This is a genomic window from Novosphingobium sp. GW821-FHT09E05, assembly GCF_059416165.1.
Window position 1 is genome coordinate 1,465,325 of the sequence record NZ_JBWKOQ010000001.1, and the last position, 19,953, is coordinate 1,485,277.

The 19,953-nt window shown below is 68.1% G+C and carries 22 protein-coding genes and 2 riboswitches; of the genes, 12 read left to right on the forward strand and 10 right to left on the reverse strand.

The genetic code is table 11. The annotated features are described in order from the left end of the window. The first annotated feature begins 49 nt into the window (after positions 1 to 49). From AC07M9_RS06900 to AC07M9_RS06910, 3 genes are read left to right on the forward strand one after another with little or no spacing between them, the layout of a single operon-like run. Entirely contained in the window at positions 50 to 1,189 is a 1,140-nt protein-coding gene (locus tag AC07M9_RS06900) for a cysteine desulfurase family protein (protein WP_494882444.1), read from the forward strand. Continuing rightward, the gene (locus tag AC07M9_RS06905; RefSeq protein WP_494882446.1) at positions 1,186 to 2,265 is read left to right on the forward strand and encodes a cysteine desulfurase family protein; all 1,080 of its coding nucleotides are present in this window, start codon (positions 1,186 to 1,188) and stop codon (positions 2,263 to 2,265) included. The genes AC07M9_RS06900 and AC07M9_RS06905 overlap by 4 nt, the downstream gene beginning before the upstream one ends. Then, positions 2,262 to 2,600, forward strand: coding sequence for a 2Fe-2S iron-sulfur cluster-binding protein (locus AC07M9_RS06910; protein ID WP_494882448.1), 339 nt, complete (start codon positions 2,262 to 2,264; stop codon positions 2,598 to 2,600). Before AC07M9_RS06905 ends, AC07M9_RS06910 begins: the two co-directional genes overlap by 4 nt. Before the next feature lie 59 nt (positions 2,601 to 2,659). Here the strand turns inward: AC07M9_RS06910 and AC07M9_RS06915 are convergent, their stop codons facing one another. After that, positions 2,660 to 3,208 carry a type 1 glutamine amidotransferase domain-containing protein gene (locus tag AC07M9_RS06915; protein ID WP_494882449.1) on the reverse strand — a complete coding sequence of 183 codons (549 nt, stop codon included), beginning with the start codon at positions 3,206 to 3,208 and terminating at the stop codon, positions 2,660 to 2,662. A 101-nt stretch (positions 3,209 to 3,309) separates the two neighbouring features. Here AC07M9_RS06915 and parC point away from each other — a divergent pair, with 101 nt between their 5' ends. Beyond that, positions 3,310 to 5,604 (forward strand): DNA topoisomerase IV subunit A, encoded by a 2,295-nt coding sequence (parC, locus tag AC07M9_RS06920; protein WP_494882451.1) that lies wholly within the window; start codon positions 3,310 to 3,312, stop codon positions 5,602 to 5,604. An 86-nt stretch (positions 5,605 to 5,690) separates the two neighbouring features. On the opposite strand, the gene AC07M9_RS06925 is transcribed toward parC, so the two are convergent. From AC07M9_RS06925 to AC07M9_RS06955, 7 genes are all read right to left on the reverse strand, one after another. Beyond that, positions 5,691 to 6,338, reverse strand: coding sequence for a retropepsin-like aspartic protease family protein (locus tag AC07M9_RS06925; RefSeq protein WP_494882453.1), 648 nt, complete (start codon positions 6,336 to 6,338; stop codon positions 5,691 to 5,693). 118 nt (positions 6,339 to 6,456) lie between these two features. Next, positions 6,457 to 7,089 carry a retropepsin-like aspartic protease family protein gene (locus AC07M9_RS06930; RefSeq protein ID WP_494882455.1) on the reverse strand — a complete coding sequence of 211 codons (633 nt, stop codon included), beginning with the start codon at positions 7,087 to 7,089 and terminating at the stop codon, positions 6,457 to 6,459. Next, positions 7,086 to 8,258 carry a CCA tRNA nucleotidyltransferase gene (locus AC07M9_RS06935; RefSeq protein WP_494882457.1) on the reverse strand — a complete coding sequence of 391 codons (1,173 nt, stop codon included), beginning with the start codon at positions 8,256 to 8,258 and terminating at the stop codon, positions 7,086 to 7,088. The genes AC07M9_RS06930 and AC07M9_RS06935 overlap by 4 nt, the downstream gene beginning before the upstream one ends. Next, positions 8,251 to 8,856: a CoA pyrophosphatase gene (locus tag AC07M9_RS06940; protein ID WP_494882459.1), complete on the reverse strand. Its 606-nt coding sequence runs from the start codon at positions 8,854 to 8,856 to the stop codon at positions 8,251 to 8,253. Before AC07M9_RS06940 ends, AC07M9_RS06935 begins: the two co-directional genes overlap by 8 nt. Then, on the reverse strand, positions 8,853 to 9,407 hold the full coding sequence (locus AC07M9_RS06945) for a DUF1285 domain-containing protein (RefSeq protein WP_494883896.1): 555 nt from the start codon (positions 9,405 to 9,407) through the stop codon (positions 8,853 to 8,855). Before AC07M9_RS06945 ends, AC07M9_RS06940 begins: the two co-directional genes overlap by 4 nt. Positions 9,408 to 9,589: 182 nt before the next feature. After that, positions 9,590 to 10,114 (reverse strand): GNAT family N-acetyltransferase, encoded by a 525-nt coding sequence (locus AC07M9_RS06950; RefSeq protein WP_007680605.1) that lies wholly within the window; start codon positions 10,112 to 10,114, stop codon positions 9,590 to 9,592. A 39-nt stretch (positions 10,115 to 10,153) separates the two neighbouring features. Then, positions 10,154 to 11,323 carry a PQQ-dependent sugar dehydrogenase gene (locus tag AC07M9_RS06955; protein WP_494882461.1) on the reverse strand — a complete coding sequence of 390 codons (1,170 nt, stop codon included), beginning with the start codon at positions 11,321 to 11,323 and terminating at the stop codon, positions 10,154 to 10,156. Between AC07M9_RS06955 and rnhB the strand changes: the two genes are divergently transcribed. Next, a complete protein-coding gene (gene rnhB, locus AC07M9_RS06960) occupies positions 11,322 to 11,957 on the forward strand; it encodes a ribonuclease HII (protein ID WP_494882463.1) in 636 nt (211 codons plus the stop codon). The two genes, AC07M9_RS06955 and rnhB, sit on opposite strands and share 2 nt — an antisense overlap. Position 11,958: 1 nt before the next feature. Here the strand turns inward: rnhB and AC07M9_RS06965 are convergent, their stop codons facing one another. Next, positions 11,959 to 12,114, reverse strand: coding sequence for a hypothetical protein (locus AC07M9_RS06965; protein WP_494882465.1), 156 nt, complete (start codon positions 12,112 to 12,114; stop codon positions 11,959 to 11,961). 354 nt (positions 12,115 to 12,468) lie between these two features. Between AC07M9_RS06965 and AC07M9_RS06970 the strand changes: the two genes are divergently transcribed. The 3 genes from AC07M9_RS06970 (at position 12,469) to AC07M9_RS06980 (ending at position 15,485) form a co-directional block, all read left to right on the forward strand. Continuing rightward, complete coding sequence (locus AC07M9_RS06970; protein WP_494882466.1) at positions 12,469 to 13,602, forward strand: site-specific DNA-methyltransferase; 1,134 nt, start codon at positions 12,469 to 12,471, stop codon at positions 13,600 to 13,602. 206 nt (positions 13,603 to 13,808) lie between these two features. Beyond that, the gene (gene folP, locus AC07M9_RS06975) at positions 13,809 to 14,921 is read left to right on the forward strand and encodes a dihydropteroate synthase (RefSeq protein ID WP_494882467.1); all 1,113 of its coding nucleotides are present in this window, start codon (positions 13,809 to 13,811) and stop codon (positions 14,919 to 14,921) included. A gap of 207 nt (positions 14,922 to 15,128) precedes the next feature. Further along, a complete protein-coding gene (locus AC07M9_RS06980; protein WP_494882468.1) occupies positions 15,129 to 15,485 on the forward strand; it encodes a hypothetical protein in 357 nt (118 codons plus the stop codon). A 123-nt stretch (positions 15,486 to 15,608) separates the two neighbouring features. Here the strand turns inward: AC07M9_RS06980 and AC07M9_RS06985 are convergent, their stop codons facing one another. After that, positions 15,609 to 17,033: a sigma-54-dependent transcriptional regulator gene (locus AC07M9_RS06985; protein WP_494882470.1), complete on the reverse strand. Its 1,425-nt coding sequence runs from the start codon at positions 17,031 to 17,033 to the stop codon at positions 15,609 to 15,611. Positions 17,034 to 17,196: 163 nt separating this feature from the next. Between AC07M9_RS06985 and AC07M9_RS06990 the strand changes: the two genes are divergently transcribed. Genes AC07M9_RS06990 through AC07M9_RS07005 form a run of 4 tightly spaced genes read left to right on the forward strand, consistent with a single transcriptional unit; the run spans position 17,197 to position 19,580 of the window. Beyond that, on the forward strand, positions 17,197 to 17,322 hold the full coding sequence (locus AC07M9_RS06990; protein WP_007680617.1) for an aa3-type cytochrome c oxidase subunit IV: 126 nt from the start codon (positions 17,197 to 17,199) through the stop codon (positions 17,320 to 17,322). Positions 17,323 to 17,377: 55 nt separating this feature from the next. Next, on the forward strand, positions 17,378 to 17,695 hold the full coding sequence (locus AC07M9_RS06995) for a hypothetical protein (protein ID WP_494882472.1): 318 nt from the start codon (positions 17,378 to 17,380) through the stop codon (positions 17,693 to 17,695). Between the two features lie 43 nt (positions 17,696 to 17,738). Continuing rightward, complete coding sequence (locus tag AC07M9_RS07000) at positions 17,739 to 18,899, forward strand: deoxyguanosinetriphosphate triphosphohydrolase (protein WP_494882474.1); 1,161 nt, start codon at positions 17,739 to 17,741, stop codon at positions 18,897 to 18,899. Positions 18,900 to 18,911: 12 nt separating this feature from the next. After that, on the forward strand, positions 18,912 to 19,580 hold the full coding sequence (locus AC07M9_RS07005; RefSeq protein ID WP_494882476.1) for an NAD(P)H-binding protein: 669 nt from the start codon (positions 18,912 to 18,914) through the stop codon (positions 19,578 to 19,580). A 132-nt stretch (positions 19,581 to 19,712) separates the two neighbouring features. Next, positions 19,713 to 19,819, forward strand: a riboswitch (glycine riboswitch). Position 19,820: 1 nt separating this feature from the next. Further along, positions 19,821 to 19,941: riboswitch (glycine riboswitch) on the forward strand. Positions 19,942 to 19,953: the final 12 nt, after the last annotated feature.

A 19,953-nucleotide genomic window follows, 5' to 3' on the forward strand; every position in this document is an offset into this window, starting at 1 on the left:
TGCAAAAGGGAACGACCGCTATATAGAAACTATTGCTCCAAAGACAACTTTGCAGGACGCCGCCATTTCCCACATCTATCTCGACCATGCCGCGACCACGCCGATGCTCCCCGCTGCGCAGCGTGCGTGGCTCGAAGGTGCCGCGATCTGGGCAAATCCCTCGAGCCCCCACGGCCCCGGCCGCGCCGCCCGCGCCGCGTTGGAAGATGCACGGGCGAGGGTGAAGGCGGCGCTCGGCTGGGAGGGTGAAGTGCTGTTCACCTCCGGCGCGAGCGAGGCGCTGGCGATCGGGCTCGGCCGCGCGAAGGCGGCGCGGCGGCTGGTTTCCGCGGTCGAGCACGACGCGGTGTTCCGCGCCGCGCCCGATGCCGAGGTGCTGCCGATAGGCGAGCGGTGCGAGGTGGATCGCGGCGCGCTCGCCGGGGCGCTCGCGTCTGGTCCCCGCCCGGCGGTCGCTATCCAGCACGTCAATTCGGAAACCGGCGTCATCCAGCCGGTGGCCGAGTATGCGGCGATGGTGCGCGAGGCGGGCGGCATCCTGCTCAGCGATTGCTCGCAGTCGGCGGGCAAGTTCCGCCTCCCCGACGCGGACATGGTCGTCCTGTCGGCGCACAAGCTGGGTGGGCCGGTCGGCATTGGCGCGCTGCTGGTGCGCGATTTCGCCCTGCTCGAACCATCGGGCGGACAGGAGCGCGGCTATCGCGCCGGGACCGAGAACCTGCCGGCAGCGCTGGGCTTCGCCGCCGCGCTGGAAGCCCGCCGAATCGCGCCGGCGACGGTGGGTAAAGGCATGGGCATCACCGCGATCGAGGGATGGACGGACTGGGTCACCCGGGCCGGCCTCGCCTTTTGCGACATCGAATATGCGATCAACCGCCTGGGCGGCACGTTCCAAGGTGTCGAGGCGACTGCGTGGGACCCGTCGATCCTGTCGATCACGATGCCGGGCGTCAGTGCGGCGGGACAATTGATCCAGTTCGATTCTGCCGGGTTCGCGGTATCTGCCGGGAGCGCCTGTTCCTCCGGCACGCTTAAGCAGAGCCGCACTCTGCTGGCATTTGGCGTGCCGGAGGCGGAGGCGAAGAACACGATCCGCATGAGCGCTGGCTGGAACACGAGCTTTGACGACATCATGGCATTCGCTGCGCGGTGGAGCGAGATCGCCACCCGCGCGGGGAAACGGCCGTGATCTACCTCGACTACCAGGCCACTACCCCGCTGGCACCTGAGGCGCGCGAGGCGATGCTGCCGTGGCTGGGCGGGCCCGAGACAAGCGGTTTCGCCAATCCGCATAGCCCGCACCGGCCGGGCCGCGCCGCCGCCGCCGCCGTCGAGGTCGCGCGGGAACAGGTCGCGGCGCTACTGCCGCCGGGCGGGCGGGTGATATTCACCTCCGGCGCGACCGAGGCGATCAACCTCGCAATGTGGGGCAGCGGGGCGCGGAAGCTGGCGGTCTCGGCGATCGAGCATGCGGCAGTGCTGGATACGGCGCGGGCGATCGACCCTGGGCTTACCCTGCTGCCGGTCGACGGTGAGGGGCTTGTTGATCCTGACGTTGCGTTTGGCGATGATACGAAGCTCGTCGCCGTCATGCAGGTCAACAACGAGATCGGCACGGTCCAGCCCGTCGAGCAATTAGCCGCGCGCGCGCATGAGGCCGGGGCGATGTTTCTCTGCGATGCGGTGCAGGGCGCCGGCAAGATCGCCCCTCCGGCCACCGCCGACCTCATCGCCCTGAGCGCGCACAAGCTTTACGGCCCCAAGGGCATCGGCGCCTTGTGGGTGCGCGACGGCCTCGACCTCGCACCGCTGATTCGCGGCGGCGGCCAGGAACAAGGACTGCGCTCGGGCACGCTGAGCCCGCTGCTCTGCGCCGGGTTCGGTGCCGCGGCGGCATTGGCGATGCGGCGCATGGATGAGGACACGGCCCATATCTCGGCCCTCTGGGACCGGGCGCGGGCGATATTGCCGCGCTGGGAACTCAACGGTTCCGACAAGCGGCGCTGGCATGGCAACCTCAACCTCCGGCTCCCCGGACTCGACGTCGCGCGCCTGATGTCGGAGGTGCGGGACGTCGCCTTTTCGGCGGGATCGGCCTGCGCCAGCGGCTCGAGCCGCCCCAGTCACGTCCTGCGGGCCATGGGCCTTTCGGACAGGGAGGCCAAAACCTCTATCCGTCTGGGATTTGGGAGATATACTGACCCGAGGGAACTTGAGGATGCCTGCGCCAAAATCGAAGCCGCCGCAGCGGCGCAGGGAGTATGACGTTGGTTAACGTACTGTTCGTCAACATCGACGGATCAAGGGTCACGGCACAGGCCGAGCCCGGATCACGGCTGCTCGAAGTGGGGCAGAATGCGGGAATGCCGCTGGAAGGGACGTGCGAGGGGCAGATGGCCTGCTCCACCTGCCATGTCATCGTCTCGCCCGACTGGTTCGACAAGCTGCCCCCCGCATCGAACGAGGAGGAGGACATGCTCGACCTTGCCGCCGGGGTGGGGCGCACCAGCCGCCTATCGTGCCAGATCGAGGTGACCGAGGACCTCGACGGCCTCGCGGTGCGCATCCCGGGCGTGGTGCGCGACATGCAGATCGGCTGAATTCAAACGAGAGTATGAGACTGCCGTCGTCCCCGGCTTGACCGGGCACGACGTGACAATCAGGCCCCCGTCACCGCCGCCGCCTGCTCCTTCACCGCCTTGATCACCGCCTGCGAGAACGCCGGAATGTCGTCCGGCTTGCGGCTGGTGATGAGATTGCCGTCGACCACGACGTCCTGGTCGACCACCTCCGCGCCGGCATTGCGCAGGTCGGTGCGGATCGAGGGCCAGCTGGTGACCTTGCGGCCCCGGACCAGGTCGGCCTCGACCAGTAGCCACGGGCCGTGGCAGATCGCCGCGACGGGCTTGCCCGCCTGCGCGAAGCTGCGCACCAGCGCCACCGCCTTCTCGTTCATGCGCAGGATGTCAGGGTTCATCTGACCACCCGGCAATACAAGCGCGTCGAAGGCGTCCGCGTCCACGTCGTCGAGTGTCTGGTCGACCTTGACCGGGTCGCCCCAGTCGGTGTGCTGCCAGCCCTTGATCTCACCCGCTTCGGGGCTCGCGACCACGGTTTCGATGCCGGCCTCGTTCAGCGCGTCGCGCGGGCCGGTGAGTTCGGACTGCTCGAAGCCGTCGGTCGCGATGATGAGCACACGGTGTGCCATGCCAATTCTCCTGGGGTTGGGGGATGCTACAGGAATGGTCGGCGGAAAACTTCGGTTCCAGTGGTTCCACTCGGGCCACCGTGTTGCTAGTGCGTTCCGCCATGGTGACCACGACCGATGACGAATCCGATCCGTTCGACGCCATCGTCGACGCGCCCTTCGATGCCGCGCTGTCCGAGCGCTATCTGGTCTATGCCCTGTCCACCATCACGGCGCGCTCGCTGCCGGACCTGCGCGACGGTTTGAAGCCGGTGCACCGCCGCCTCCTGTGGGCGATGCGGCTGCTCAAGCTCGACCCGGGCAATGCCTATAAGAAGTCAGCGCGCGTCGTCGGCGACGTCATCGGTAAGTATCACCCGCATGGCGACGTGGCGGTCTATGATGCGATGGTCCGCCTCGCGCAGGACTTCTCACTACGCTATCCGTTGGTGCAGGGGCAGGGTAACTTCGGCAACATCGACGGCGATAATGCAGCCGCCTACCGCTACACGGAAGCCCGCCTGACGCGCACCGCCATCCAGCTCATGGCTGGGCTGGACGACGGCACCGTCGACATGGTGCCCACCTACAATGGCGAGGACGAGGAACCGGAAATCTTCCCGGGCCTGTTCCCGAACCTGCTCGCCAACGGCGCGATCGGCATCGCCGTGGGCATGGCGACTTCGATCCCTAGCCACAACGTTGCCGAGATCATCGATGCGACGCTGCTGGTGATCGACAATCCCGCAGTCGAGCACGCGCAGCTGATGGAAGTTTTCCGTGGTCCGGACTTCGCTACCGGCGGCTTCGTCGTCGACAGCCCGGCGGCGATCAGCCACGCCTACGAGACCGGCAAAGGCGCTTTCCGCGTCCGCGGCCGTTTCTCCACCGGCCGAAATTCCGACGGAAGCTGGGAAGAGACCGGGATCGAAAAACTGGGCTCGGGCCAGTGGCAGCTCGTCGTCACCGAAATTCCCTACATGCTCCAGAAGGGCAAGCTGATCGAGCAGATCGCCGCGCTCATCGGCGATCGCAAGCTGCCCATCCTGGAGGACGTGCGCGACGAGAGCGACGAGGAAATCCGCCTCGTCCTGATCCCAAAGAGCCGCAACGTCGATCCGGAATTGCTGAAGGAAAGCCTCTACCGTCTGACCGACCTCGAAAGCAGGTTCAGTCTTAACCTCAATGTGCTGGACTCGCACAGGACTCCGGGAGTGCTGGGGCTTAAGCTGCTTCTGTCGGAGTGGCTCTACAGCCAGATCGACATCCTGCTGCGCCGCACCCGGCACCGGCTCGAGAAGATCGCGGCCCGGCTGGAGATCGTATCCGGCTACATCATCGCCTTCCTCAACCTCGACCGGATCATCGAGATCATCCGCACCGAGGACCAGCCCAAGCCGGTCATGATGGCCGAGTTCGAGCTGACCGACCGCCAGGCCGAGGCGATCCTCAACATGCGCCTGCGCTCCTTGCGCAAGCTCGAGGAAATGGAGCTTCGGAAGGAGCACGCCGAACTGCTCAAGGAGCAGGATGACCTCAACAAGCTGCTCGAAAGCCCGGCCCGCCAGCGCACCCGCATCAAGCGCGACCTTTCGAACCTGCGCAAGGACTACGCCGAGGACACCGTGCTCGGCCGCCGCCGCACCACGATCGCGCAGGCGACGAAGACGGTCGAATTCAGCATGGACGCGATGATCGAGAAGGAGCCGGTGACGGTGATCCTCTCGGCCAAGGGTTGGATCAGGGCGGCCAAGGGGCATGTCCCGCTCGACGGCGACTTCAAGTTCAAGGAAGGCGACGGCCCCGGCTACGCCTTCCACGCGCAGACCACCGACAAGGTGCTGATCGCGCTCGACAACGGCCGCTTCTACACGCTCGGCGCCGACAAGCTGCCCGGCGCGCGCGGCTTCGGCGAGCCGATCCGCACGATGGTCGACATCGACACCGAGGCGCACATCGTCGCCGCCATGCCGTACAGGCCCAAGACGCAGCTGCTGCTCGCCTCGAACATCGGGCGCGGCTTCGCGGCGGAGACGGACGAACTGCTGGCGGAAACTCGCAAGGGCCGCGCGGTGATGACTACCAAGCCCGGTGCCCGTCTCGTCACCGTGCGCGAGATTCCGGCCGAGCACGACCACGTCGCGGTGGTGGGTGACAACCGCAAGCTGGTGATCTTCAGCCTCGAGGAACTCCCCGTCATGTCCAAGGGGCAGGGCGTCACGCTGCAGCGCTACCGCGACGGCGGCATGGCGGATGTGATCACGCTGAGGCTCGAGGACGGGCTGTCGTGGACCATGGGCGGCGAAAGCGCCCGCACCCGCACCGAGAAGGACATGACGCTCTGGAAGGTCGCTCGCGGCGCGGCCGGACGCCTGCCGCCGGTCGGCTTCCCGCGCGACAACAAATTCCAGGGGTAGTCCGTCGTCCCGGACTTGATCCGGGAGCGCTGGCCGTTCTTCACGCGCCACCTCGCCGCGCGCTGGGCGCGGCTCGACGACGGTTTTTACGTCTCTTCCGCCGCCTGCGGGTGATGCGGCACCAGAATCAGCGTGTTGCTCTCCACCCGCCAGCTGGCGAGGCGCGAGAGCAGGTTCATGCCGATGACATTGGTGTCGCCCATCCCCGGCGCCACCACGGCGTCGAGTTCGCGCGCCACCACGCTGCCGATGCGCAGTTCGTCGATCGTCGCCAGCTGTGCCTCTACGGTGCCGTTGGCGGTGCGCATCAGCACCGAGCGGTTGAGCGCGTTCGCCTTCAACCGGGCGGCGTCAGCGGTCGAGGGAGAAATGGCGGTCAGAGTGGCGCCTGTATCGACGAGGAAGTCCCGCTTCACGCCGTTGACAGTGGCGCTGATCCAGAAGTGGCCGTCCGGCTGCATGGGCACGCGCGTTTCGCCGCCCTCGACGCTCTGGCGCTCGATGCCGAGCTGCGGGAAGGCGAAATCGGCGCCGGTGGTCAGGCGCGTGACCTGCGCGATCGTCAGCAGCATCGCCGCCAGCAGGCCGAGATTGCCCAGCCCCCGCACGAAGCCGCCGAGCAGCGGCGCGGGACGGCGCAGCAGTCCGCCCAGCATGCTGGCCGTGATGCCGGCGACGGCCAGTGCGAGCAGGGGCTGGCCGGCGAGGAAATTCAGGATTTGCGAGAGGTCCATGGGCGGGGTTCTAGCACGATCCAGCTTTCGCATCGCTGACTGTCGCAACGCTGCGGTGGCGGGCTTCATTCGCAGTCATCCCTTCGTCGTCGCCCCTGCGAACGCGGGGGCGACGCATTCAGCCCTGCCGGGGGACCAGGATCAGCCGGTTGTCCTCGACCCGCCAGGCGCCCAGCCGCGAGAGCAGGTTCATGCCGATGACGTTGGTGTCCACCTCGCCGTCGGGGCCGATGGCGACGGGGAGGGCATTGGCCTCGATGCCACCGAAGCGCAGCGAATCGGCCTTGGCCATGCGGGCGACGATCGGGCCGTTGGCGGTTTCCAGGATCACGCCCGCTTCGTCCGCGTCCGGCCGCAGGCCCACGCGCTCGGCGACGCGGCGGGAGACGCCGGTGTAGGTGGCCCCCGTATCGACCAGGAATTTGACCGGACTGCCGTTGAGCTCCGCCTCGACCCAGAAGTGGCCGTCGGCGCGCAGGGTGATGACGGTTTCGCTGCCGACGATCTCGGCGGGCCGGGTGCGGTCGAGCAGCAGCGCGGCGTCGGAGCGGCTGTTGTGCCCGGCAAGCTGGGCGACAGTAAGCAATAGCGCCGCAATAAGGCCCAGATAGGAGCCATTGCGCATCGCCTGCCCGAGCCGGGGCCGGGCAGGGGCAAGCATGCCTCCGCCGACCGCAAGAAGGATGGCGACGATCGTCAGCGCCAGGAGGGGCTGGTCGAACAGGAAGCCGCCCAGCTCGCCGAGGTTCATGCGAGGCGGTCCGCGAGTGCCTTGTCGAGCAGGGCATCGACACGGGCGGCGTCCGGGAAGCCCTCGGCTATCCAGTCGCCTTCCACCGCGCGCAGCACCTGCGCGACTTCGGGACCGGCGCTCACGCCGCGCGCGACGATCTGGCCGCCCTTCAGCGGCAGCCGGGGAATGTCCCATCCCTCCAGCGCCGAAGTGTCCGCGCCGGCGATCAGCAGGCGGTCGAGCGCCGGTTCCCGGCCGATACGGTAGGCGAGGGCGCGCGGCTCGACTGCAGCGTCGTCCCTCGCCGCGGCCAGCGCCAGCCGCTTCTTCTGCGCGGCGGAAAGACGCAGGCGCGAGGCCACATGCTCGGCGAGCGCGGGCTGCGCGGGAAGCAGGGCGGCGAGGCGGCGGAGCGCGTCGGGCGCGTGCCCCTCCTCGGTTTCGCAAGCGACGAGAGCGGTGAGGCCTGCGGGATCGGCTTCGGGCAGGATCACGGCCAGCACGCCGAGCTGCGCCATCCGCCGCACCGTGGGCGCAGGGTCGGGCAGGCCGAGCAGGTTTATCGTCTCCATGCCCACCCGTTCGCGCGAAAGGCCCTTGAGCGTCGCGGCGAGATCGGCACAGGCGCTTTCGGCTTCCTCGTCCGCCGGAACCGAGCCGAAGCGCGCCTGGAAGCGGAAGTAGCGCAGGATGCGCAGGTGGTCCTCGCGGATGCGCTGGCGGGCGTCGCCGATGAAGCGCACATGGCGGGCGTAGAGATCCTCGCGGCCGCCGAACCAGTCGAAGATCTCGCCGGTGAGCGGGTCGGCGTAGAGGGCGTTGATGGTGAAGTCGCGCCGGGCGGCATCCTCGCGCCAGTCGTCCGCGAAGGCGACCGTGGCGCGGCGCCCATCGGTGGAGACGTCGTGGCGCAGCGTGGTGATCTCGACCGGGCCGCCGGGCAGGACGGCGGTGACGGTGCCGTGCTCGATGCCGGTGGGCACGCTGCGGATGCCGGCGGCCGTGAGGCGCTCTATCACCGCCTCGGGGCGCAGGACGCTCGCCATGTCGATGTCCTTCACCGGCAGGCCGAGCAGCGTGTCGCGCACCGAGCCGCCGACATGGCGGGCCTTGCCGGGCCCCAGCGCAGCGACGAGCGCGGTGAGGTCCTCGCGGTGCATCCAGGGGGCGTCGAGCCGCTCAGCCATGCCAGCCCAGCCTTCCGGCAAGGTTGTGCAGGATGGCGCCGGTGACGCCCCAGATCACGTGGTCCTGCCGCCCGTCGCTCCAGCTGATCTCGACGAAGCTGTGCTGGCGCTCCTCGTATTCGACGGTGCGGGTCAGCTGGTTGGCGCGGTCGAGCACGAAGTCGACCGGGACCTCGAACCACTGCGCGACTTCGGCCGGGTTGGGGTGGATGTCGAGGTCGGGCGGGATGACCGCGATCACCGGCGTGATCTCGTAGCCGCTGCCGGTGCGGTAGAGGTCGCTGGTGCCGATGACGCGCACGTCCTGCGCCCTGATGCCGAGTTCCTCGTGGGCTTCGCGCAGGGCCGCATCGACGGCGGTTTCGCCCGCATCGATGCGCCCGCCGGGGAAGGCGATCTGGCCGGGGTGGGCGCGCATCGTCGAGGGGCGGTGGAGCAGGAGCATGCCCGGCGCCGCGCGCTCGGTGATGGCGATGAGCACGGCGGCGGGCTTGAAGCTCTCGACCTCGTGAATGCGGGGATCGAGCCAGAGCGCCGGAGGCGCGGCGGCATGGCCGGCCTCGAAGCGGCGGGAGATATCGTCGAACAAATCGCTCATGCAGGAACCAGCGGGAAGCGGGTGCCGCCGCTGGTGACGGCCAGGTCGTCCTCGGTCCCCTGTTCCAGCGCGATTTCAATTAATTGTGCGTAAGTGCTGCGATTGAGTCTAGCCCGGGTTCCATGGCGGGCCTGTAGATAGAGCGCGGGTATCTCGGGATCGCCCTGGGCTTCGATCGGATGCTCCGGGCCGGCGATCACGAGGTCGTCGGAGTTCAGGCGGAAGGCGAGGGCGTCACCTTCGCGCTTCACGTCGATGGCGATGAAGGCGGCGTCCTCGACCTCGATCGACAGCTTCTGGGTGGGGGTGACGAGCCAGTGCTGGCCGGCGTCGTCGCGAAACAGCAGCGAGGCGAAGGCGCGGACCATGGCGGGGCGGCGGATCTCGCCGTCCTGGTGGAACCAGCGGCCATCGGCCGCGATGCGCATCTCGCTGTCGCCCTCGCTGGCAGGGGACCACTGGTCGACCGGGGGCAATTTGCGCGCGGCGACCAGTTCGGCCACTTCGGCGAGCGAAAGACCGGCGAGTTCGGGGGGCGGTTCGTAAGGCATCGTCTCGCGATGCCAGATAGGGCGCGGCGCGCCAAGGTCCAGCGTGCGATCGTCGTCCCGGACCTGATCCGGGACCGCTGGCAAGGCCGCGCCCCTCTCAAGGCAAGCGCGCCGCCGCAGGGGCCATCGCAAGCCAACGCCTCAAGAATACCCAGCGGTCCCGGATCAGGTCGGGGACGGCGTCAGCGCAGCCACGGCCCCAGTGCGCCGGCCGGCGGCAGCACCACCGGGTTGGCGGCGCGTACGAGCAGGCGGCGGCGCTCGAACGGGCCGGGTAGGGTCCAGGCGCCGGTATATTCGTTGGTGAAGCCCCAGAAGCGGCCGTAATATTCGGGGTCGCCGATCATGACCTGCGGCAGCGGCGCGCGGTCGTCGATGCCGGCCATGCAGGCGGACATCAGTGCCTTGCCGTAGCCCTGGCCCTGATGCTCGGGCAACACGGCGACGGGGCCGACCATGATCATCGGATGCGCGCGCCCGCCAGGGTCGTTTAGCGCGACCGGCCAGCACTGGATCGAGCCGACCAGCATCTCGTCACCATCGAGCGCGGCGAAGCTCAGGCCCGGCAGCCAGTCGGTGCCTTCGCGCACCTTGTAGGCGGTGCGCTTGTGGCGGCCCGGCTCGAAGGCGGAGTCGAGCAGCGTCTCGACGAGGGCCGGATCGACGTTGTCGAGCGGGATGATGGTGGCGGTGTCTGGCGAGGTCATGGCGCGCGCCGGATAGGAGTGCGCGGGCCCCGTGTCGATTCAATTCGCCGGATCGAGCTTCAGCAGGTGCCCGCTGTCGGAACCTTCGCCGTCCTCGATCAGCCAGATCGCGCCGTCGGGCCCCTGCGCGATATCGCGGATGCGGTTGTCCATCGGATAGCGCGCTTCCTCGACCGCCTTCTCGCCGTCGATGCGCACGCGCACGAGGCCGGTGGCGACGAGGCCGGTGATGATCGCCTGTCCCTTCCACGCGGGGAACTTGCCACCGGTATAGAAGATGTAGTCGCCCGGCGCGATCACCGGGTTCCAGCTGATAGCCGGTCCGGCGAGGTCGGGGCGGGTGGAATGGCGCGGGATCGGGCGGCCGTCGTAGTGGTCGCCGTTCGAGACCAGCGGCCAGCCGTAGTTGGCGCCGGGCTTGACGAGGTTGAGTTCGTCGCCGCCTGCGGGGCCGTGTTCGAGGTCCCAGAGGCGGCCCTGCGGGTCGAACGCGAGGCCGAGGATGTTGCGGTGGCCGTAGGACCAGATCTGGTCGGTGGGCGTACCCTTGCCCGCATAGGGGTTGCCGGGGGCCGGGGTGCCGTCGGGCAGCAGGCGCACGATCTTGCCCAGATTGGTCCCCAGGTCCTGTGCGGGCGTGAACTTCTGCCGCTCGCCCGAGGCGACGAACAGGTACTGGCCGTCGGGCGAGAAGGCGATCCGGTGCGAATAGTGGCCGCGCCCGGTGACCTTGGGCGTCTGGCGCCAGATCACCTTGAGGTTGTCGAGCCGGCACTTCAGCGGTTCGGCGCAGACGAGATCGGCCTTGCCCGCGACGGCTCCGCGCGTGTCGGCCTGTCCGGCCTCTACCCAGCTGAGGTAGACCACGCGGCGGTCGAGCGTCTTGCCACTCTGCCCCGGCGCGAAGATGAAGTCTCCGAGCCCGCCCTGGCCGCCGTAGTCCACCTTGGGCACGCCGGAGACTTCGCCGATCCTGCGGTCCGGCGTCATGAAGCGGATCGCGCCCTTGCGCTCGGTCACGAACAGCGTGCCGGTGCCCTCGTCGAAGGCCATGGCCCAGGGTTCGTCGAACCGGGCTATGCGCTCCACCTTGAAGGGCGCGGCGCTTTCGGCGGATGCCGGGATTTTTTCCCCTGTCGCCGCGCTGCCGCAGCTTGCGAGGACCACCGTGAGCGGCGATAGGGCGACAACGAGTCTTTTAGCGATCATGCCCAGCCCAATGCTTGCTCCCGCCACTGGTTCCACGGACACGAAACGTTACGTCATCGGCGTGGACGAGGCGGGGCGCGGACCGCTCGCGGGGCCGGTGGTCGCAGGCGCCGTGGTGCTATGCAAGCCGCGGCCTGCGGGGCTCGACGATTCCAAGAAGCTCTCGCGCCTGCGCCGCGGCGAACTCGAGGCGGTCATCAAGCGCCGCTGTACCTGGGCGGTGGGGGTGGTCGAGGTCGAGGACATCGACCGCCTCAACATCTTCGGCGCGACGATGCTGGCGATGACGCGCGCGGTGCTCTCGCTCTGCGAGGCGCTGGGGGAGGAGCCGGGCGAAGTGCTGGTGGACGGCAACCTGACCCCGGATGGCCGCCGCGAGGAGTGGCGCTGGAAAGCCCGCGCGATCGTCGGCGGCGACGCCATCGAGCCTTGCATCTCCGCCGCCTCGATCATCGCCAAGGAACACCGCGACCGCCTGATGCGTGACCTGGCGCTGGCGCACCCGCACTATGGCTGGGAGCGCAATGCGGGCTATGGCACGGCCGAGCACCTCGCGGCGCTGCGCAGCCACGGTGCCACCCCGCACCACCGCCGCAGCTTCGCGCCCGTGGCGCAGCTGCAGCTGCTGGTCTAGCTCAGGCGGCCAGCGGAAGCGGCGCGGCGGCTGCCGGCTGGTCGATCACGGGCGCGGCGGGGGCAGCGGCGGGCGTCTCGGCCAGGCCGGCCATGTGGCGCTCGGCGAGGACGACGTCGCGACGCGAGGCGAAATAGAGCGAAATAAGAGAAAACATGGCGACCTCGATTGTGGCATTGCTGCGGTGCAGCATCTGCCGGCCATTTGGATTGCGGCGGCCTTTGCGGCAAATGCAACGATGAGGACCAAAGTTGCATAAAGTGCATCTTGGCTCACGGTTGAGCTTCTCCGTTTTACGATGCGAACCGAAAAGTTTTCCACGAGTCCCCGGGGCCACACCCACCATATCTTGAGTCCTGCCGAGTCGCCCTGACTCGACATCTAGTGTCGGATTCCTTTTGTTCCCCGCTGCTGAACACCTGAATCACAAGGATTCCCAACGAGTCGCGCCTTGACGCGGAGTCCGCGATGACTCACCCTAGAGGCATATCCACAGTTTATCGGAGCAGTCATGGGTCAGATTTTGGTCAAGGAACGGATTCGTGCGCGGGCGCCTGCGCCCACGCCGAAGGAACTGCTTCCGCTCGGCCGCATCCTGACCGGCGACTGCATCGAGGCGATGCGCACGATCCCCGACGCCAGCGTCGACATGGTCTTCGCCGATCCGCCCTACAACCTGCAGCTGGGCGGCGACCTGTCCCGCCCGGACGGCAGCCACGTCGATGCGGTGACGAACGACTGGGACAAGTTCACCAGCTTCGCGACTTACGACCAATTCACCCGCGAATGGCTGACCGAGGCGCGCCGCGTGCTCAAGCCCGAGGGTTCGCTGTGGGTGATCGGTTCGTACCACAACATCTTCCGCCTCGGCGCGATCATGCAGGACATGGGGTTCTGGATCCTCAACGACATCGTCTGGCGCAAGGCCAACCCGATGCCGAACTTCAAGGGCACCCGCTTCACCAACGCGCACGAGACGCTGATCTGGGCGAGCATGGGCGAGAAGGCGAAGTACACCTTCAACTACCGCGCGATGAAGACCCTCAACGACGAGTTGCAGATGCGCTCCGACTGGGTCCTGCCGATCTGCAACGGCGCCGAGCGCCTCAAGAAGGACGGCCGCAAGGTCCACCCGACCCAGAAGCCCGAGGCGCTGCTCTACCGCGTGATGCTGGCGACGACCAACAAGGGCGACGTCGTGCTCGACCCGTTCTTCGGCACCGGCACCACCGGCGCCGTCGCCAAGCGCCTGGGCCGCGAATGGATCGGCTGCGAGCGCGAGAGCGATTACCGCGAAGCCGCGCTGGAGCGCATCGAGATGGCGCTGCCGCTCGACGAATCCGCGCTCAAGACCATGCAGTCCAAGCGCACCGCGCCCAAGGTCGCCTTCGGGACGCTGGTCGAGACGGGCTGGATCCAGCCCGGGACCCAAGTGTGGGACAAGAAGCGCCGCCATGTCGCCACCGTGCGCGCGGATGGTTCGCTGATGACCGGCGACGTCACCGGCTCGATCCACGGCGTCGGCTCGACGGTTCAGGGCGCGCCCTCATGCAACGGCTGGACCTTCTGGCATCTGGAGTACGAGGGGCAGGTCAAGCCGCTCGACGCGATCCGCCAGCTGTACCTGCTCGCCACGGAGCCGTGAGGCATAATCATAATAAAGCCTGATCGTCGTCCCGGACTTGATCCGGGACCGCTGTCAATGAACAGCCCACCTATCGGCCAGGCTGTACGCGCCGCGAACGAGCGACGCTCGGCCAGCGGTCCGGGACGACGGGTGGGCGAGTCCCCCATTTCGGGGCTGCACCAAAACGGGTTCAGCCTGAGCTTCGGACCCGCTAAGGCCGCGCCATGACCCGCAAGCTCTACATCCGCCCGATCGCCTTCGCCGACAGCCCGCAGAGCGAGGAGGGCGACGCCGTCCGCCTCGGCGGGGCGATGGTGTGGGCGAGCCGCTTCGCGCTGATCGTGCGGGAGGGCGGCCGCATCGTCTCGCGTGAACGAGCGTCCGCCAGCCAGATGGCATCGGCGCTGGCCGCGCTGCCGGCGGACCTCGGCGCGGCGGGCGAGGCGCAGTGGGCGAACTTGCGCAAGGTCCATGCGCCGCTCAAATGCGGGCCGCGCATGGTCCGGCTCGACCAGCCGCAGGTCATGGGCATCCTTAACATGACGCCGGACAGCTTCTCCGACGGCGGCCGATTCCTCGACGACGAGGCCGAGGCCTCGGCCCATGCCTCGGCCATGCTGGAGGCCGGCGCGGCGATCATCGACGTGGGCGGCGAGTCCACCCGTCCGGGCGCCGGTGCGGTCTGGGAAGGTGACGAGATCAGGCGCGTGGTGCCGATGGTCGGCAGGCTGGCGGCGATGGGCGCGGCGATCAGCCTCGACACGCGGCGTCCGGGGGTCATGGAGGCCGGGATGGCGGCCGGCGCGCACATCATCAATGACGTTTCCGCCCTGCGCCACGACCCGCGCAGCCTGGAGCTTGCCGCCTCCACCGACGCGCCCGTTGTGCTGATGCACGCGCCCGGCAAGGCGGACGACCTTCATTCGTCCGCCGGCTACGAGGATATCGCGCTCGGCGTGTTCGACTGGCTGGAGGAGCGCCGCGACGCAGCCGTGGCGGCGGGCATCGCGGCGGAGCGGATCATCCTCGACCCCGGCTTCGGCTTCGGGCTGACGCTCGCGCAGAACCTCGCGCTGTTCAATGCGCTGCCGTTGTTCCACGGGCTCGGCCAGCCCTTGCTGGTCGGCGTGAGCCGCAAGCGGATGATCGGCGCTCTCTCGAACGAGGCGGCGGCGCACCAGCGCCTGGGCGGATCGCTGGCGCTCGCGGTCAAGGCGATGGAGGCGGGAGCTCACATCCTGCGCGTCCACGACGTGTTCGAGACGGTGCAGGCGGTCCGCGTATGGCGGGGCCTGCGCGATGCGGCGCTGACCGACTTCTCGCAGCTGTCAGTCTGATACAAATCTGGACCGTGGATTAACGCCGGATTTCAGCGAGATGAACAGGAGGGGCGGTGGTTGTGTGCCCCCGTCGCCATAAGACCGTCGTGTCCCGTCTGAAGCCCGTTTCGTCCATTGGGCTGGGTCCAATCCCACGACTGCCCGTTTCCCCTTCGAACCGCCGCGGCAATGTCGCCCGGCCTGGAAAGCCAAAGGGGAGTTCCCATGAAGCAGACCAAGATCCTCAGCGCCGCTGCGCTGGCCTTCGCCGCCATTCCCGTCACCGCCATGGCTGTCGTGCCGGCGATGTATGAGGAAAAAGTCGCCCGCGCCGAGGAAGGCCGCATAATCGGGGCGCCCATCGGCGGCATCGAAGGCAGGAACTGGTACAACTACCGCGCCAACGTCAACGAGACGCAGAAGGAACTTTCGAGCGACCTGCGCCACGCCAGCGACATTGAGGACCAGCGCGATGCCTGGGAGGAATATGGCAGCGAACTGCGCGGCGAAAGGGGCAAGTACGTCAAGGCCATGGCCAAGAAGGGCTACCGCGTCCCGACCGTCTACATCGAAGGAATCTGAACCTTCAGCGTTTAGAATGCTTCAGGGCCGGGCCATGCGCGAGCATGGGCCCGGCCTTTTGCCATGCCCGAACCGTGGCGCCTCCGACGAGTATACATACTTCCCCTCAAGAGACTGGCGGGCTCAGGCGGCGTTGTCGATGCCCAGTTCGCTCAGCTTGCGGTAGAGCGTGGACCGCCCGATGCCGAGCCGCCGCGCCACTTCGGTCATGCGGCCGCGGTAGAGCCCGATGGCGAGGCGGATGACGTCGGCCTCGATCTCCTCGAGCGGGCGCAGGTGGCCGTCGGGGGTGTAGAGCATGACCCCGGAACTCTCCTGCATCGGGTTGCCCGCGATTGTGGAAGACCCTGTGCCAAGGATGTTGAGAAGCTGTGGAAAATCTTCCGATGTTAGCGCGTCGCCATCGCAGAACACCGCCGCGCGGAACAGCACGGCCTGGAGTTGGCGCACGTTGCCCGGCCAGTCGTAGGCGGCGAGCAGCGACAGCGCGCCGTCGGTCACGCCCAGTTCGCGCAGGCCCGGCTGCTCGCCGATGCGGGCAAGGAAGTAGCGGGTGAGGGCGGGCAGGTCGCCGGGCCGTTCGCGCAGGGCGGGCAGGTGGACCTTGGTAGCCGAAAGCGCTTCGAGCAGTTCGGGCAGGAACAGGTCCTGGCTCACCATGTCGGCGAGCGGCAGGTTGCTCGCCGCGATGATGCGCACGTCGACGCGGAACGAATGGCGCGCGCCGATCGGGCGGCAATCGCCCTTGCGGATCGCTTCGAGCAGGCGCTCCTGTACCGACAGCGGCAGGCTGTCGATCTCGTCGAGCGCGAGGGTGGCGCCGTCGCAGTGCTGGAGCGCGCCGATCTGGCGATCGAAGGCGCCGGGGAAGGCGCCCTTCTCGTGACCGAAGAGGACGGACTCGATCGAATTTGCCGGCATCCCGCCGACATTGACGATCCGCAGCGGCATCCGGGTACGGGGTGAGGCCGCGTGCATCGCCCGGATCAGCATTTCCTTGCCCGACCCGCTCTCGCCCTCGATCAGCACGGGAGAGTGCCCGCGCGCCGCCTTGGCGGCCACGGCCAGCGCCTTGCGGAAGTTGGGCGAGGCCCCGATCATCGATTCGAAATCGGGGTTGGCGGTCATCTTTTCGGTGAGGGGTGCCAGCTCGTCGCGCGGCGCCTCGAGCGTCGTCGCCGAGCGCAGGGCATGCATCAGCCGGTCGGGAGCGACGGGCTTGATGAGGTAGTCGGTTGCCCCGGCCCGCATCGCTTCGACGGCAAGCAGCGGCGAGGTGCTGGCGGTCAGCATCAGGATGGGCAGCGCCGGGCGCCGCGCCTTGAGTTCGGCGATCAGACTGCAGGCGTCGTCGCCGGGCACCCACTGGTCAAGGACGATCGCCGAAAGCTGCATGCCCTGGCGCGTACCCAGCGTGGCGATCGCGGTCTCGGCGTCGCGCACGATGAGCGTGCGCCAGCCTTCGCGCGATGCAAGCGCGGAGATGAGGCGGCTCTGGGCCGGTTCATCGTCGATGAGCATCAGGAGGCGTTGATCGAGGTCCGCCATTGTTCGCCGCTTTGCATCGCCTCCGGGGGGTGGAAGGGCAGCTTTAGAGGTAACCGGTAAATACGGGATTAAGCCTGAGATTTCGGCGCGCGTTCGCTCTTGAGCCCATGGCCTGCCCCCGCTAGAGCGGGCCATCGAACAAAAGGACAGGGGATAAACGATCATGGCTTCGGGCAACGACATCAAGGCGGCCACCGCCACCTACAACTCGTTCATCAAGATGGCGACCTGGGGCACGATCGCCTGCGTGGTCATTGCGGCGGGCGTCGTCGGCCTGATCGCATCCTGATCGAAGCTGGCCGGGATGTGCGGCGCCCGGCCGACCTGAAGGCGTAGTCCTGCCGATGGTACGCCTGTTCAAGGTCCTGCTGATCCTCTTCGTCCTGGGCGGCGCGCTATGGTACGCCGCCCACCGCTATGCCGAGTACCGCGTACGCACCGCTTTCGCCGAGGGCGGGATGACCGGCGAGGCTGCCGCCTGCATGGGCCGCCGCCTCGCCGAGCGGCTCACGCTGCGGCAGCTGTACCAGCTCTCGGTGCTGCGCGACGAGGCTCGCGACACCGGCCAGCTGCTGCGCACCGTACGGAACCTCGACGACCGCAGGATCGTAAGGGTGACAGGCACTTCGGCGCTCTTGTGCTCGACCGGCCTTGCCCGCTAGGGCGGCGCCTCTGCCCTTCGTCGCACACGCGGAGACCGCGCGCTTGACCCTAGCTCCCTACGCTTCCGATCCCGCCCGTTCGCGCGGGCGCGAGTTCCCGACCGGGGACGGCCTCGCTCGCGGCGCGCGCAGCCCGTACCAGCGCGACCGCGACCGCATCATCCACTCGATCGCCTTCCGCCGTCTGCGCTACAAGACCCAGGTCTTCATCGCGCCCGATGGCGATCATTACCGGGTGCGCCTGACCCACAGCCTCGAAGTCGCGCAGATCGCCCGCGTCATCGCGCGCATCCTCGGCCTCGACGAGGACCTGACCGAGGCGCTGGCGCTGGCGCACGACATCGGTCACCCCCCGTTCGGCCACGCCGGAGAGGATGCACTGAACGCCGCGCTCCACAAGGCCGGCGGCTTCGACCACAACGCCCACACCCTGCGCACGCTGATGCGCGTCGACAGCCCCTATTGCGAGCACGATGGCCTCAACCTGACCTGGGAGACGCTGGAGGGGCTGGCGAAGCACAACGGTCCCGTCACCGAGCCGGGCTGGGCGCTGACAGGCCTCGACGCGGCTTATCCGCTCGACCTGCACACCCATGCCTCGCTCGAAGCTCAGGTGGCGGCGCTGTCGGACGACATCGCCTACGACAACCACGACATCGACGATGGGCTGCGGGCCGGCTTCCTCGACCTCGACGAACTGCTTGCCCACCCCTTCGTCGCCTCGCAGTGGGCCGAAGTGGAGCGCCGCTACCCCGGCGTCGACATCGAGCGCCAGCTGGCCGAACTCATCCGCAGCCAGATCGGCGTCATGGTCAATGATCTCGTCGCGCAGACACAGGCGAACCTCGTCGGCGTCGGCAGTGTCGAGGAAGTGCGCGCCGCAGGCCGGGCGCTGGTCGCGTTCTCGCCGGAAATGGCCGAGGGGGAACGCGCCTTCAAGCGCTTCATGTACGACAAGCTCTACTATCACCCCGAGCAGATGGAGACCGCGAAGCGTGCGAGGGCGGTGCTTGCCGAACTCTACGCCGCCTATTCGCAGGAGTCGGTGCTGATGGAAGAGCGCTGGATCGACAACATGCCCCGCTTCGAGCCTGATCGCAGCCGCCACATCGCCGACTACATAGCCGGCATGACCGACCGCTTCGCCATCGCCCGCCACGCCGAGATCTACGGCCGCACGCCCGAGGGGCTCAGCAATGTCTGACGGCGACTGACCATGGAACAGGGGGCTGTTCGCATCTGCCTGGTCGGGGCGACCGGGCTGGTCGGTTCCGCGCTGATCGCCGAGGCCATCAGGCGAGAGGACGTGCGCGTCATCGGCGTCGGCCGGCGCGAGGCGGTGCTGCCGCGCGGCGCGCGCATGGAGATGCTGGTGGGCGAGCCGATCGACTGGCCCCAGCTCATCCGCGCCGCCCGCGCCGACGTGCTCGTCTGCGCGCTGGGGACCACCATCAAGGCCGCCGGCAGCCCGGAGCAGTTCCGCGCCATCGACCACGACCTCGTCCGCTTCAGCGCCGAGGCCGCGCGCGAGGCCGGGATCGAGCACATGATCCTGGTCTCGTCGGTCGGCGCCGATCGCACGGCGAAGAACGTCTACCTGAGCGTCAAGGGCGAGACGGAAGACGCATTGGGCAAGCTCGGCTTCAAACGCCTCGACCTGTTGCGACCGGGCCTTCTGCGCGGTCGGCGCGGGGAACGTCGCCCTCTCGAACGCGCCATGCAGATCGCCGCGCCGCTGGTGGACCTCGCCCTGCAAGGCCGCCTGACCCGCTTCCGCTCGATCCGGGCAACAGCCGTGGCCCGCGCCATTCTGTCGCTGTCGCGCGAGCAGGCGGCGGGGCGTTTCGTCCACGAGCACGATGCGATGAAGCGGCGGGCGAACTAGGCGTCGGCGTCGCGCCCAGCGAGAGCGACGAAGGATCGAGGCCGCGGAAACCGGATATCGGTCGATACCTTCGCACCGGACGCTGCCCGGCGTTGACTTGGAGCAAGCCCTGAACCAAGGCTGGGGCACTCGCTGACACGCGCGGGAGAGACCTTGCCGATTCGGTTCACCGGAACGGACAAGGCGCCGAAGGAGCAACCGCCCCGGAATCTCTCAGGCAAAAGGACCGCGCGGCGTCGACAGCGATACTCTGGAAAGTGCCCCGTCCCGTAAGGTCGTGGCCGCCGACGGTGTAACCCGGTCCATCCCATAGCGGATGACGCCGGGGAAGCTCTCAGGTTTCCGTGACAGAGGGGGCACCGGAATGGTGTGC